The organism is Shewanella indica (assembly GCF_002836975.1).
In the GTDB taxonomy this organism is placed as follows: Bacteria; Pseudomonadota; Gammaproteobacteria; order Enterobacterales; family Shewanellaceae; genus Shewanella; species Shewanella indica.
The window spans coordinates 21672-35458 of the sequence record NZ_NIJK01000009.1; the positions used below are offsets into that span (position 1 = coordinate 21672).

The 13787-nt window shown below is 54.6% G+C and carries 8 protein-coding genes and 1 pseudogene; 3 read left to right on the forward strand and 6 right to left on the reverse strand.

The features are described 5' to 3' along the window. Positions 1 to 43 precede the first annotated feature (43 nt). The 3 genes from CX650_RS02445 to nhaD all read left to right on the forward strand — a co-directional run bounded on the left by CX650_RS02445 (position 44) and on the right by nhaD (position 4104). The gene (locus CX650_RS02445; protein WP_101094927.1) at positions 44 to 1063 is read left to right on the forward strand and encodes an aspartate carbamoyltransferase; all 1020 of its coding nucleotides are present in this window, start codon (positions 44 to 46) and stop codon (positions 1061 to 1063) included. Positions 1064 to 1092: 29 nt separating this feature from the next. Continuing rightward, complete coding sequence (gene hemL / locus CX650_RS02450) at positions 1093 to 2376, forward strand: glutamate-1-semialdehyde 2,1-aminomutase (protein WP_039033668.1); 1284 nt, start codon at positions 1093 to 1095, stop codon at positions 2374 to 2376. A 477-nt stretch (positions 2377 to 2853) separates the two neighbouring features. After that, positions 2854 to 4104, forward strand: coding sequence for a sodium:proton antiporter NhaD (gene nhaD / locus CX650_RS02455; RefSeq protein ID WP_039033667.1), 1251 nt, complete (start codon positions 2854 to 2856; stop codon positions 4102 to 4104). 237 nt (positions 4105 to 4341) lie between these two features. Here nhaD and CX650_RS02460 read toward each other — a convergent pair. The 6 genes and pseudogenes from CX650_RS02460 to CX650_RS02485 all read right to left on the reverse strand — a co-directional run bounded on the left by CX650_RS02460 (position 4342) and on the right by CX650_RS02485 (position 13492). After that, positions 4342 to 5747: pseudogene (locus CX650_RS02460) on the reverse strand (sugar MFS transporter). A 219-nt stretch (positions 5748 to 5966) separates the two neighbouring features. After that, a complete protein-coding gene (gene nagX, locus CX650_RS02465; RefSeq protein ID WP_101094928.1) occupies positions 5967 to 7112 on the reverse strand; it encodes a transmembrane glucosamine N-acetyltransferase NagX in 1146 nt (381 codons plus the stop codon). 91 nt (positions 7113 to 7203) lie between these two features. Next, positions 7204 to 8349, reverse strand: coding sequence for an N-acetylglucosamine-6-phosphate deacetylase (nagA, locus tag CX650_RS02470; RefSeq protein ID WP_101094929.1), 1146 nt, complete (start codon positions 8347 to 8349; stop codon positions 7204 to 7206). 49 nt (positions 8350 to 8398) lie between these two features. Then, positions 8399 to 9397 carry a glucosamine-6-phosphate deaminase NagB-II gene (gene nagB-II / locus CX650_RS02475; RefSeq protein WP_101094930.1) on the reverse strand — a complete coding sequence of 333 codons (999 nt, stop codon included), beginning with the start codon at positions 9395 to 9397 and terminating at the stop codon, positions 8399 to 8401. Continuing rightward, entirely contained in the window at positions 9394 to 10341 is a 948-nt protein-coding gene (gene nagK, locus CX650_RS02480; protein WP_101094931.1) for an N-acetylglucosamine kinase, read from the reverse strand. Before nagK ends, nagB-II begins: the two co-directional genes overlap by 4 nt. 448 nt (positions 10342 to 10789) lie before the next feature. Then, a complete protein-coding gene (locus tag CX650_RS02485; protein WP_101094932.1) occupies positions 10790 to 13492 on the reverse strand; it encodes a family 20 glycosylhydrolase in 2703 nt (900 codons plus the stop codon). Positions 13493 to 13787: the final 295 nt, after the last annotated feature.

Here is a 13787-nt window from a genome sequence, read left to right on the forward strand (position 1 = left end):
AGACCTCAGTGTCAACACCCAACTGCATTGGAAACCAAGGCTGATGAACCATTTCCAGGGATCACATATCCTCTCTGTAAACCAGTTAGATCTGGACGCCATTCAAACCATTTTCACCGTAGCCCAAAAGATGACCCCATACGCACTGCGCGAGAAGCGTACCAAGGTGCTGGATGGTGCTATTCTCGGCAATCTGTTTTTTGAACCCAGCACCCGCACCCGGGTCAGCTTCGGCTGCGCCTTCAACCTGCTTGGCGGTCGGGTCGCTGAAACGGTCGGTATGGCCTCCTCGTCGCTGTCCAAGGGGGAGTCCCTCTACGATACCGCCAGGGTGTTGTCCAGCTACTCGGACGTAATAGCCATGCGCCACCCCGAGTCCTACTCGGTACGCGAATTTGCCGAAGGCAGCCGGGTGCCTGTTATTAACGGCGGCGATGGTGCCAACGAGCATCCAACCCAGGCACTGCTGGATCTGTTCACCATACAGAAAGAGCTGCACAGCAAAGGCTTAGGCATAGACGGTATGCATATCGCCATGGTGGGCGATCTCAAATACGGCCGCACTGTGCACTCGCTGTCGCGTCTACTGTGCATGTACAAGAACATCAGCTTCACCCTGATCTCCCCTGCCGAGCTGGCAATGCCTGACTATGTGATCGCCGACATTGAAAATGCCGGGCATAAGATCACAATAACAGACCAACTGGAAGGCAATTTAGATCAGGCTGATATACTCTATCTGACGCGCATTCAGGAAGAGCGCTTCCCCTCGCAGGAGGAAGCAGATAAGTATCGTGGCAAGTTCCGTTTGAACAGCGCCATATACACCAAAAATTGTAAGTCCAACACAGTGATCATGCATCCATTGCCTCGGGACTCCAGGCTGCAGGCCAATGAGCTGGACAATGATCTTAACAACCATCCCAACCTGGCTATCTTCCGTCAGGCCGACAATGGCTTGTTGATCCGCATGGCACTGTTTGCCCTGACACTCGGGGTGGACAATCAGTTGGAAAAATACGAGTGTCCGGTTAACTGGTATTCACGCAAGGCCGATCGCTAAAGAGCGGCCACTGACTTTAAGGATTAAACATGACCCGTTCTGAAGACCTGTTTGAACAGGCCAAGAAAACCATCCCCGGCGGTGTGAACTCGCCAGTACGTGCCTTCAATGGTGTAGGCGGCTCTCCCCGCTTCATCGAAAAGGCCGACGGTGCCTATATCTATGATGCCGACGGCAAAGCCTATATCGACTATGTCGGTTCCTGGGGGCCTATGATCCTGGGTCACAACCATCCCAAGATCCGCGAAGCGGTTCTCAAGGCGGTGGAGAACGGTCTGTCTTTCGGCGCACCTACCGAACTGGAAGTGCAGATGGCAGAAAAAGTCATTGAGATGGTGCCTTCCATTGAACAGGTACGCATGGTGAGCTCTGGTACAGAAGCTACCATGAGCGCCATACGCTTGGCTCGTGGTTACACCAACAGAGACAAAATCCTCAAGTTCGAAGGCTGCTACCACGGCCATGCCGACTGTCTGCTGGTTAAGGCCGGCTCAGGCGCCCTGACTCTGGGTCAGCCCAGCTCCCCTGGGATCCCAGCTGACTTCGCCAAGCACACTCTGACTGCTGTCTATAACGATCTGGACTCAGTCAAAGAGCTGTTCAGCCAGCATCCGCAGGATATCGCCTGTATCATACTTGAGCCGGTTGCCGGCAACATGAACTGTATACCGCCGGTTGCAGGTTTCCTTGAAGGACTGCGTGAGCTATGCGATCAGTTCGGCGCCCTGTTAATCATCGACGAAGTGATGACAGGCTTCCGCGTCTCCAAGAGCGGTGCTCAAGGCCACTATGGGGTGACACCGGATCTGACCACTCTGGGTAAAGTTATCGGCGGCGGTATGCCGGTTGGTGCCTTCGGTGGCAAGAAAGAAGTCATGCAGTATATTGCCCCGACCGGCCCTGTGTACCAAGCCGGTACACTTTCAGGTAACCCTATCGCCATGACCGCAGGTCTGGCCCAGCTGGAAGCCCTGTCAGAGCCTGGTCTCTATGAAGATCTGGCTGCCAAGACCAAGCGTATTGCCGAAGGCTTCAAGGCCGCGGCCGACAAGCATGGTATCCCTATGGCTATCAACTATGTTGGCGGCATGTTTGGTTTCTTCTTTACCGATGAAGAGAAGATCACCGGCTTTGAGCAGGTCACCAAGTGCAATATGGAGCAGTTCCGCGCCTTCTATCACGGCATGTTGGATGAAGGTATTTACCTGGCACCAAGCGCCTTTGAAGCAGGTTTCCTGTCTATGGCTCACGGCGAGCAAGAGCTGCAAGCGACTCTGGATGCAGCCGATCGCGTCTTGGCACGCATGAAGTAATCCGCAGATGGATTGAAAACGGGGCCTATACGGCCCCGTTTTTTATGCCCACTCCCGCCGGGTAGATTTCTCTGGCGTCCAGCTAGAACTCAGGTTGCTCAATTCCCCTTCTGCAAATTTTCCACCCAGCGCCATACTCACAAGTCAATTAAAGCTGCACCATGTCTGTCACGCCAACTTGCCACCGGCTCGCGAGTCGACTGTCGCGTTTCGCTGCCAAACAAACCCAATCAGTACAAAATACCAAGATATAAAAAATAAACAGACCAAATCACTGGCTTAGCCCGAAAGTCGACGGACGCTTATCACAAAGTCTAAGAAAATGTGTTCCAGTTAACAGTTGCGTTATCCATGTCAGTGTGGTCTGATTCGCACGCGCTATCACAGCTTGATTAACTGAACCTTGATGGCCAACACAAAAACTGCCCACATCCCCCAGGGCAGACGAACATAAAATCAGCAGTTGGAATTGCATTTATGCTCTATACCTTTCTTATCATACTGGCGGTGTTGGCACTGCTGAGTATCATTTTTGAAGAGGTGACTCACCTCAACAAAGCCAAAACGACTCTGTTTTTCGGTTGTATCTCCTGGATAGCTCTGTTCATGTCTGCCGGCGACCCCGGCCATGAAAAGCTGGTAGAGCATCAACTCAATGAAAACCTGCTGGAAATCGCGACGCTCTGGCTGTTTTTGATGTCGACCATGACCTTTGTGGCCTACCTCAACGCCAAGGGCATGATCCAAATTTTAGTGCAGAAGCTGTTTCCGCAACGGGTGAGCACCCGGATGCTGATGCTGCAAGTCGCCCTGTTTTCCCTGGTATTGTCGGCCATCTGTGACAACGTCACCGCTACCTTGGTCTCTCTGGGACTGCTGACCACCTTCAAACTCGACAAACAGATGCGTCGCCGGATGGCGGTATTGATTATCTTTGCTGTCAACTCAGGAGGGGTTTCCCTGATAACGGGTGACGTCACCACCCTGATGATCTTCCTCGGCGGCCATGTGCATATGTCAGAGCTGTTGATGTTGGTGCTGCCGGCGGCGTTCAGCGTGATGTTGCTGGCAATACTCTTCTCCCTCAATGCCAAGGGCGAGGTGTCCACCACACCTATTCGTCAAAGTTACGAGACAGTGGATGTGCTGATAGCCATCATCTTCTTCACCACCATATTGATGACCATGGCACTGAATATTCTGTTTGCCATTCCCCCCGTGCTGACTTTCCTCACCGGGTTGTCAATCATGTTCCTGGTGGGCCACACCGCCCGTAACGACAAAGAAGAGCTGCAGATCCTCGAGTATATCCGCCAAGTGGAATACGACACCTTGCTGTTCTTCCTCGGGATCCTCTTGTTGGTAGGGATGCTCAAAGAGATAGGAACGCTGGATCTGCTGGCCCAGGTCTACGCCCGTCACGACCCCAACATTTCCAACTTTGTCACAGGTATGGGCTCGGCGGTATTGGATAACGTGCCCTTGACCGCGGCACTTTTGAAAGCCGCACCGCAACTGACCACACCAGAGTGGCTCGGCCTGACCTACGCAGTAGGTGTTGGTGGCTCTCTGCTGGTAATAGGTTCGGCGGCCGGGATCATCGCCATGAGCAAGGTCAAAGAGCTGACTTTTGTCTCCTACCTCAAGTATGTACCAGCGCTGCTGCTGTGCTACTCGGTGGGCTATGCTCTGACGTTGCTACTGGGTAACTACTTCTACGGCATTTGATATCTATGTCATCGATAACGGCTCAATCAAGGAACCAATGGCTCATAGCCACAAGCGTACGACTAATCCAAGTTGGAATTGATTACCTGCCAAGCTCGGCACGGAAAGGTTAACTGGTTTCTTTATCTATTCTATTTGTTGCAAGAGCCAGAGTTACAGAAGAATACGAGAGATACCTTGATAAGCAAGAAGCCACCTGTTTAGCAGGTGGCTTCTTTATGCCCGGAATTTCCCTGTTTACCAACTACGCATCTTATGGCCTTTCAGCGCATAGAAGAGAATAAACAGATAACAGGGCAAGCCTATCCAGTAACCCAACTGCACATTGTCGCTGAAGTGGGCGATCTTGCCGAATATCAGCGGCAGTATGGCGCCACCTGAAATANCAAGCCTATCCAGTAACCCAACTGCACATTGTCGCTGAAGTGGGCGATCTTGCCGAATATCAGCGGCAGTATGGCGCCACCTGAAATACCCATGATCAGCAGCGCCGAGCCCTGGGCCGTGTACTTGCCCAGCCCTTCCAGCGCCAGCGGCCACACAGAAGGCCAAACCAGAGCGTGAGCCAGGCCCATCATGGCAACAAAGGTGACTGTATCCGGAATAGTTGGAATACCGCTCCACCCCCACAGCAGCGACGAGATAGCATGGCTCTCGGCCGATGAGAAGATGATACCAAAGATGCAAGCAATACCCGCCAAGGCCGAGGCGAGTAAAGCCTTTTCCTGGCTGATAAAACGTGGAATACAACTAACCCCCAAAAGGTAGCCGATAACCATAAACACCATAGTGTAGGAGGTCAGGGATGCGAAATTGTTGACCTCGAGGCTAGCACCATAGAGGCCTATGGTATCACCGGCAATCACTTCAACCCCCACATAGGCAAAGATGGCTATGGCGCCCAGGATCACCTGAGGGAAATGCACTATACCGCTCTTGTCGGCGTGCTCTCCCTCTTCTCCCTCGAAGGCGATTTCCGGCAAAGCAGAAAACTTCACCAGTGCAATCAATACCACAAGCGCCAGCGTCATATAGATATAGGGCATCACCAGACGCGAAGACAGTTCGCTTATTTGGGCTTCTCGCTCGGCCGGGGCCATGGCAGCCAGATGCCCGGCGGTGAACCCTTCCAGATCAGCCAGTACCAAAGCGGTAAACAGGATAGGCACTATCACCCCGGCCCCCTTGTTAATCAACCCCATGATGGAGATCCGCATGGCGGCGCTCTCCTTTGGACCAATATGCACCACATAGGGGTTGGACGCCGTCTGCAAAATGGTCAGACCGGTTCCCAGTACAAAAAGCGCCAGCAGGAACATCAAAAAGTTGGCGCTGAAGGCGGCGGGAATAAACAGCATAGAGCCGACGGCCATGATCCCCAGCCCCACCGCCATGCCATTGCGATAGCCGGTACGGCGCAGGATAGACGACATGGGCAGCGCCATCACGGTATAAGCGATGTAGAAGGCAAAGGTGACAAACAGTGCCTGAAACTCATTGAGCTCACAGATGATTTGCAGAAAAGGGATCAATGAACCATTCAACCAGGTCACAAATCCAAAGATGAAAAACAGCGCACCTACGATAGTCATAGGCAAAAAACTGCTTCTTGAGGCTGCGTCAGCCGGGGTAGCAACTGTCATGTTCATAAACCTGCTTCTTATAGTAATTTATTGTTTGGCAACCAAATTTATCGGCGCCCCATCCATCTTGAGTGGTGTTTAACCCTTGAAACCTTGATGCCGCGGCAGCTTTATACACGGCTTTGTTTCAATAAAGTTACGTCATAATAACAAAAAAGACAACGCTGTCATTAATTTTAAACCCGGCAGATGACCGCTTGTTCACCTCACTTAGGCAAGCTAAACCCGAATAAACAACTGCCTGCGATACATCCACCAGAGCAGCAACCATTGCACCCCGAGCATGGCCAATACCCCAAGCAGTGGCTGCCAGTTCTCGGGGGCGGTATTGATAAAACCGCCAAGCAGACTTTCGCTGCTATAGCGCCACTGAACCAAACTGGAAGCGAGATAGATGATGATGGCGTTGCAACCAATCACCACAAAGGGGAAACCCAACCAACGCAGCCCAAGCACATCGATAACGGCGTAAAACAGTGCCAGCAGCAACAGGCTCCAGCCACTGCTCACCAGCACAAAACTGCTGGTCCAGAGATCTTTATTAACCGGGATCAGAGGATTGAGCAGCCAGCCAAGCCCCAAACAAACCAGCCCGGCCAGACACAGCAAACCTACCCTGCCCCAGGCTGAAAAACTTTGCTGCTGCAAAAAGCGGCCCACAAACACACCGGCCAAAGCATTGACCACTGCGGGAAGGGTCGATAACAGGCCTTCCGGATCATAAGGCTTATGTTGGTAGCTGATCCCGGGCAGGAAATGATTGTCTACCCAGGCGTTGATAGAACCGGCGGCGCTAAAGTCCCCGGCACTGCCGCCCGGGACCGGTAGCCACAGCTGCACCATGGCGTATCCCAGCAAGATAGCGACAGCAACATAGATCTGGGTTCTGAGCCCTGTGTGCCACACCAGCATGGCGGCAAAAAACCAGGCGAAGGCGATACGCCCCAAGACGCTGGCATAGCGTATCTCATCCAGGGCCACCGGCATGCCCGTCCCCCAGCCGTGATTGTAGAGCACGCCAAAAAACAGCAGTAAAGCCAAACGCTTAACTGCGTGCTTATATTTTGGAAGTCGCTCGGCAAACGCCAACTTGTCCAGACGCTTGGGAGACAAACCCAGGGCAACGCCGGAGAGGAAGATAAACAGCGGGAAGATAAGATCGTAGAAGGTAAAACCATGCCAACTGCTGTGGTGCATCTGGCCATCGAACCAACGCCAGCCACTCCAAGTAGTCAGCAGCAAGAGGGCGGCAAACAGCGCTTCACCGCCGAGGATCCAGAACATGTCAAAGCCCCGCAGCGCATCGAGCGACATCAGCCTGGGCTTGTTGGCGGTCTCAGTTGCCGCCGCTATCTTTTCAGTCATAGGGCTTCCCTGTTGTTATTATCTTTATCCGGGTAAAAGCTGCACTGCTTATGTGAAGACAGTTAATGTGTTCTTGGCGCAACGGCTTATTTCAGTACACTCTTTCCTCGGCGGCGTAAACCAATTGACCGCCGATATAGGTGCTTTGCACCTTGAGTTCATTATCGAGCACCAGGAAATCGGCACGTTTGCCCGCAGCCAAGTGGCCTTGCTGCTCAAGCCCAAGAAATGCCGCCGGATACTCGCTCGCCATCCGTATGGATTCTTCAACACTGAGCCCCAGCAGAGAGACAGCGTTTCGCACCGCAGTATTCATATCCAGCACACATCCGGCCAGCTCTCCTGTGATGGCGTTGAGTCTGTCGCCCTGGCGTAGCACCTGCTGACCAAAGAGCTCAAAACCGGCATCTTGATCCAACCCCACAGGTGGCATGGCGTCCGTCACCAAGAGCATCTTGCCTTTGGCCTTGGCGCGGATAGCCACCTTGGCTGCGGCCGGATGCACATGATGACCATCGACGATAAGGCCACACCAACTGGCCTCGTCCTCTATGGCGGCGCCCACCATACCCGGTGCTCTGGAGCCCAAGGGCGACATGGCGTTGTAGAGGTGAGTAAAACCGCTGGCACCGGCCGCCAGGGCCGAACGCACGGTATCATAGTCGGCATTGGAGTGACCAAGACAAACACGGACACCGGCCTCGACCAAGGCACTGATAACCTCAGGCGCCACATTTTCCGGCGCCAGGGTAACCAAGCGAACCCCCAAATCCTGACGGCTGAACAGTGCCAGCTCGGCATCGGAAATTCGGCGGATATACTGCTGTGGATGCACGCCTTTCTTCGGCACAGACAAGTGCGGCCCCTCAAAATGTATCCCCAACACCCCTGTGCTTTGCCTGGCTATCGCCTCGGCCACCGCATCGGCCGCACGGTTCATCACCTCGATTCTGTCGCTGATCAGGGTCGGCAAAAAGCCTGTGGTGCCGAACCTGGCGTGGGCCCGGCCTATGGTTGCGATACACTCGAGTGTAGGCTCGCCGTTAAACAGCGCGCCGCCACCGCCATTGACCTGCACATCGATAAACCCGGGTACAACCAAGCCTTGCAGGCGGATAGCATCTGAACCTGCCGCAGAGCCCAAGGCCTGCAGATGGCCGCTCTCCACGGCAAAGCTCAGATTGTGATGATATTGCCTGCCATCGAACAAGCGCTCGGCGATAAAGGTTTGCGTCATTCTCTGCTCTCCACTGCGTTATCCAGGTTGGGCACGTCGGCCACTTTAATCAAAGGGTTTGGGTGACTTTCTTAAGCCCGGCCGGTTGATCCGGATCTATGCCTCTGGCTATGGCCACAGCGGCCACATCGATATAAAAACGCTGCAGCAATGCCAGAGGCGCGACTCTGGGATGAACCTCATTGGCGGTTTGCTTGAGGTGAACCAACTCAGCGCCGCGGCGCCCGACTTCGGCTATCTGCTCAAGATGGCTGGCATAGGATTCATCGGCCACACAGACATCGACTATTTTGAGATGGTTCTCCACCAGGGTCACAGGGCCATGGAGAAATTCGGCGCTGGAGAAGGCCTCGGCATGGATAGCACAGACTTCCTTGAGTTTGAGCGCTATCTCTTTACTGATGGCATAACCCAGTCCTCGTCCCAGCACTACCAGGTTGTTGCTGTGCTGCAAAGATTCGGCAGTCAGTTGAGGTTCTGCATCCACAGCCGCCTGCAGCGCCTGGGGCAATTCATCTATGGCGCGGGCCAACTCAGGGCTCTGGGTCCAGGCAGCGGCCAGTTGCAGCAGCGCCGACAAGGTAGCCAAATAGCTCTTGGTGGCGGCCACCGCCTGCTCCTCTCCGGCGCGAAGCGGCAATACAAGATCGACTATGTCCTTGATAGGTGCGGTTTCATCATTAACCAGCGCCACGCAAAAGGCACCGGCTTCGCGGGCCATCTTGGCCTGGGCCAGAATATCCGGGCTGCGTCCCGACTGAGAGATGACTATCACCAGACCACCGGCCAACTGCAAGCGCTTGCCATAGACACTGGCCACCGAAGGCGCGGCGGCAAAAGTAGGCACACCGGCCTCTATTTCAAACAGATACTTGGCAAATACCCCGGCGTGATCGGAAGAGCCGCGACCCACAATCATCACAAACTTGGGCGCAAACTCGCGCAGCCGCTGCCCCAGTTTCCGGGTTAACTGGTCATTGGCCTGCAACTGGTTGGCAATCTTCTCGGGAGCACTGCGAGCCTCGCGCTCCATTATGGTATGGGTCATGGTTTCACCTTTGCTAAGTCGTATGCGCCGGCATCGGCCGGACGGGCTGAAAATTGCGAGTGTTGGTGCATGGCAAAGTGCACGGCACCGATTTCCGGTGGCGCCAACACGGGGGCGATTCGTTCGACCACATCGTCGGCCAGCAAGGGCCGGAGCGGCTCGGCCAGGCCGCCTATCATGGCAAATCGCGGCGGATTGAGTTCAAACAGGCGCCGTGCCAACTGGCTGATATAGTCGGCACCTTCGCTGACAATAGTGGTGGCGGTATCATCGCCCTCGGCCGCACAGGACAGCACTATTCTCGCCAGGGCGGCATAACAACTGGAGGAGCGTCCGGCGAGGTTTTCCACTATCCCCAGGGCATCTGTCACCCCGAAATGGGCCAGCAGTTTGGCGCCAAGGGCTGTTTGCGGCGCAAAACCATCGAGCGATAACAACACCTGCTCCGCGGCTTTCAAGCCCATCCATGCGCCGCTGCCCTTATCGCCCAAAGCAAAGCCATGACCACCGAGAGACAATTGCCGTTCGCCCACATGGGCATAACCACAGGAACCTGTGCCTGTGATGATGACGGCACCCTCTTCCCCCTGGTGGGCGCCTATGCAGGCGGTATGCAGATCTGTGGTCAGATACATGGCGGCAAAGGGATGCCGCCAATCGAGGATCTCCTGATAAAGCCTGGGAATATTGACACCGGCAAGCCCGAGACCAGCCACCATATTGGCGCAATCGGCTTGCCGCAGACCGGCATCGGCCAGGGCCAAACCTGTAGCACTGATGATGGAGTCGAAAGTTTGGCTCAGACCGTGCAAAGGATTGGCCCGACCGGCAACTCCGGTTCCCAGCACACCCTTTTGCCGGCAGTAGACGGTTGCCCGGCACTTACTGCCGCCGCCGTCTATCCCTATAAACACTTGTGTATCCGGTGTCGGGTTTTCCCCCATGGCAGACCTCTTTCTGTTTCTTTTATGGTCACGGCGCAATCTGGCGCGGCGGAACACTGACAAATCGCTGCAGTAAGGCGCCTTTCAGGATTTACCCGGTGACATTCCACTGAGCGCACTCAAGTTAAAGCTATCGTTAACCATGTGGTTAAACTAATGTTACATCACAAATGACAGCGTTGTCATTTAATTTTAATCAGCAGAGATAAATCGACTCATGGCTAGGACTCGCCATTGACTAAAACATTGAAAATTAACCAATAAATATTCAGCAAGCCACTATCTTTGAGCGACTCGGGCCCCTTAACCACTCTTAAACGCCACTCAAGCCTTAAAAACAAGTCAGGCATTAAAAGTGAGCCCGGCATTAAAAATAAGTCAGGCAATAAGCTAAGACGTGGCTGGCGTTATCTGTTAACGCCAGCCCACATCCGTACCCGCTTAAAGACTAATTCAGTGGCTGAACCCGGCTGTAGCGGCGGCCATCGGGCGAAACACTGCGAAGCTCAAGCGGAGCTGCTATTGCCACAGGGCCGCGATACTCCTGCCATTCAGCCCCTGGTCGGCGATATTGGATCTTGAGCCCGGGAAAGATGATATTGGCCTCAAGCTTGCCATCCTTGATTCTGCCGCCCGGCAACGGCAAACGGTAATGCACCCCGGCCTTATCCAGCTTGGCCAACTCCTTATGCCCCAGGATGTTGGCCAGTCGATACCAATCCTCTGCCTGCGCCTGTCGCTGCTCGGCACCGAAATAACCGGAATCCTGGCTGTAACTTACCCCCTGATGCCGGTAAACCAGCTCCCAGTCCGGCTTATGCCAGGCCTTTTCCGCCAAAACCAAGAGGCGAGGGAAAATCATATAAGCTGCGGTCGTGTCGCTGCGAATCGTCTCGCTCCAGAGTTGCCCCTGCAGGCCAACAAAGCCCCTGCCCGGCGCCATTGGGCCGCTGAGATGCTTTCCTTGTGGGCTGAGTTGCTCTGTGTCATCGGCGACAAAAGGCCTGTCCTCAATATCGCCCCACTGCTCGGCATTGGCCGGCAGATTATCCGGCATAAAGCTGTGTAACTTGCGACTGTTGCTGCTGCGACTGGCCCAGTAATAGCCGGGCTCTTTCGGATCGGCCGCCGGCGGCATATCGAAATAGAGTACTTCCGGGTTGGACAGCACAGTATCCCAGCCGAGATTGGCCTGGGCATGTGCCCGTTTGAAGCCGCCGTGGGCGACTATGTCCCAGATATTGCTTTGCACCGGGCTCGGCATATTGGCCGGGTTGACGTGACTCATGCCATCGCTCCAACCGGCCGCCTCTATGCCGCGATCGGCCAGCATCTGCGATACCCGCTCAATAAAGTAGGCGCCGAGGGCCGATTTGTCGGCCACTCGCTGCGAATTGGCCGCAATAAAGCGTTCACAGGCCGGCGAGTCGAGCCAGGCACCGGCGGTCTCATCGGCACCTATGTGATAGCGCTTAAGCGGTACTCCGGCGGCCTGATGCAGCTTGGCAATTTCATCTATCACCTTGGCAACAAAGGTGTAACTGGACTCCATACAGACATTGAGCGTGTTGTCGTTGTAATACTGAATAGAGCTGTAGACAGTGGCATCCTCGGGATCCGCCAGCAGATATTGGCTGGCGGCCTGACTGTCGCCCTGAGCCAATAACTTGCGGCTGCGGGCCTGCATCGATTTGATAGCGGCGCGGGAGTGACCCGGCATATCCATCGACGGGATCACCTGGATCTGTCTTGCGGCGGCAAACTTGAGAATGTCGATATAGTCCTGGGTCGTGTAGTACCCGTTGACCTGAGTCTCAGGATTGGGGCCACTGCCGAGTTGCGGCAGCAAACAGCGGTTTTCATCGAGATCATGGCAACGCTTGCTGCCAATCTCGGTCAGCTCCGGCAGGCCGGGGATCTGCAGGCGCCAGCCTTCATCGTCGGCCATGTGCAGATGCAATACGTTGAGTTTATAGGCTGCCATTTGCTCCAGCAGACTCAGCACAAACGCCTTGGAGTGGAAGTTGCGGCCAACATCCAGATGCATGCCGCGAAACGGGTATCTGGGGCCATCGTGAATGCGCAGCTGTGGCAGTGCTATTGATTGGGTATCATCGGCAGGCAACTGCAGCAAGGCGGCAAGACTCGCCAAGCCATAGGAGTAACCCGCGGCGTCTGCGGCGGCCAGGTTAATTCCGCCGGCCTCAATCTCGAGTCGATAGTGCTCGCTTTGCCCGCCCTTGAGCGGCAGCAAGTTAAGCGCCAATCCTTGCTCGCTCTGGCTGACACCCAGCCTTTGTAGGCGCAAGAGCGCCGCCTCAAGTGATTGCAGCTCGACTCCGGTAGCTATGTGGCTCGGGTTAAGCTTAATCCCGGCATTGAGGGTGACGGGTGTTTGCTCAAGCCAAGTCACTGAATCCGGCTTAGGAATAAGGCTTGCCACCGCAAGGCCGGCATCATCGGGAGTATCGGCATTTTGGCCGAAGACGACATTGGCGGTATCCCAGGGCAGCTTATCCTTTGAGCTGCGGCGATATTGTTTCTCGGCATCCGTATAAGGCTGCACATAGGGAAGCAACTCAAGCCCGGTATCCGGGTCTTGCTTAACTTCAGTGCTGGCGATGACCTCCGGCTTGAGCCCCTCAACCACCATGTAATAGTTGGGCATGGCATCGATTTCCGACAGCTGCCACAGCTCACCGCGAAAATTGATGATTTCGCTGACACCCTTTTTGAAACCGCCGAAGGCGGCGGTTGGCGTCAGACGATGCAGATCGCCCTGAATATGCTCTATATGAAACTCAGGCGAGGCAACCGAGAGTACCGGACGCATCTGGCTAAAATAGATGGCCCAGTCAGAAGCGCTGAGATCTTCGCTCGGAGTCAGGCGAATTTGCGCCTGGAAACAGCGGCCTTCGGCACGGCTCGGGTCGCAGTTATCATCCGGCACATTGGACAGCACAGCATATTTCAGCTGCAAACTCTGGGCAAAGCTATGCAGCTTATTCTGAGTCAGATCTTCACTTGAGGCTTTTGACGAAGAACCGGCTTGGCTCTGCCCTGGTTCAGTCCCGGTTGCCGGCGGCTTGTCAGAACAAGCCGTCAGCCCCAAGCTCAAGGCAATGGCTAACGCCGCGATAGTTAACTTCATTCCGTTACTCTCCTGTCCTTATTATTGTTTTCACCATGATGCCATATTCCCTGTCGACTCAAGCAGTGGCTGTCACCTCAACAAGCTATGTTGAGTGACAACCGGGATAAAAAAATGGCCAGGTACTGAAATCAGCACCCAGCCCACTCTAGTTTCCGGGGAGAGACTACAGTATTGAAAACACAGTTGCGCAGCCGCCCGACAGATACTCAACTGTGGAAGGCATGTAAAGGAGACCTCATCCTCGACATGCAGACCTTACAAGACAACATGGCCATGGAAACAATAGTCACAC

What these genes read in the sequence shown, in the direction of transcription:
- nagK (WP_101094931.1), bottom strand. Translation starts at nt 10,341, where the DNA reads ATGGGGGAAAACCCGACACCGGATACACAAGTGTTTATAGGGATAGAC.
- hemL (WP_039033668.1), top strand. Translation starts at nt 1,093, where the DNA reads ATGACCCGTTCTGAAGACCTGTTTGAACAGGCCAAGAAAACCATCCCC.
- nagB-II (WP_101094930.1), bottom strand. Translation starts at nt 9,397, where the DNA reads ATGACCCATACCATAATGGAGCGCGAGGCTCGCAGTGCTCCCGAGAAG.
- nagA (WP_101094929.1), bottom strand. Translation starts at nt 8,349, where the DNA reads ATGACGCAAACCTTTATCGCCGAGCGCTTGTTCGATGGCAGGCAATAT.
- nagX (WP_101094928.1), bottom strand. Translation starts at nt 7,112, where the DNA reads ATGACTGAAAAGATAGCGGCGGCAACTGAGACCGCCAACAAGCCCAGG.
- nhaD (WP_039033667.1), top strand. Translation starts at nt 2,854, where the DNA reads ATGCTCTATACCTTTCTTATCATACTGGCGGTGTTGGCACTGCTGAGT.
- CX650_RS02445 (WP_101094927.1), top strand. Translation starts at nt 44, where the DNA reads ATGAACCATTTCCAGGGATCACATATCCTCTCTGTAAACCAGTTAGAT.
- CX650_RS02485 (WP_101094932.1), bottom strand. Translation starts at nt 13,492, where the DNA reads ATGAAGTTAACTATCGCGGCGTTAGCCATTGCCTTGAGCTTGGGGCTG.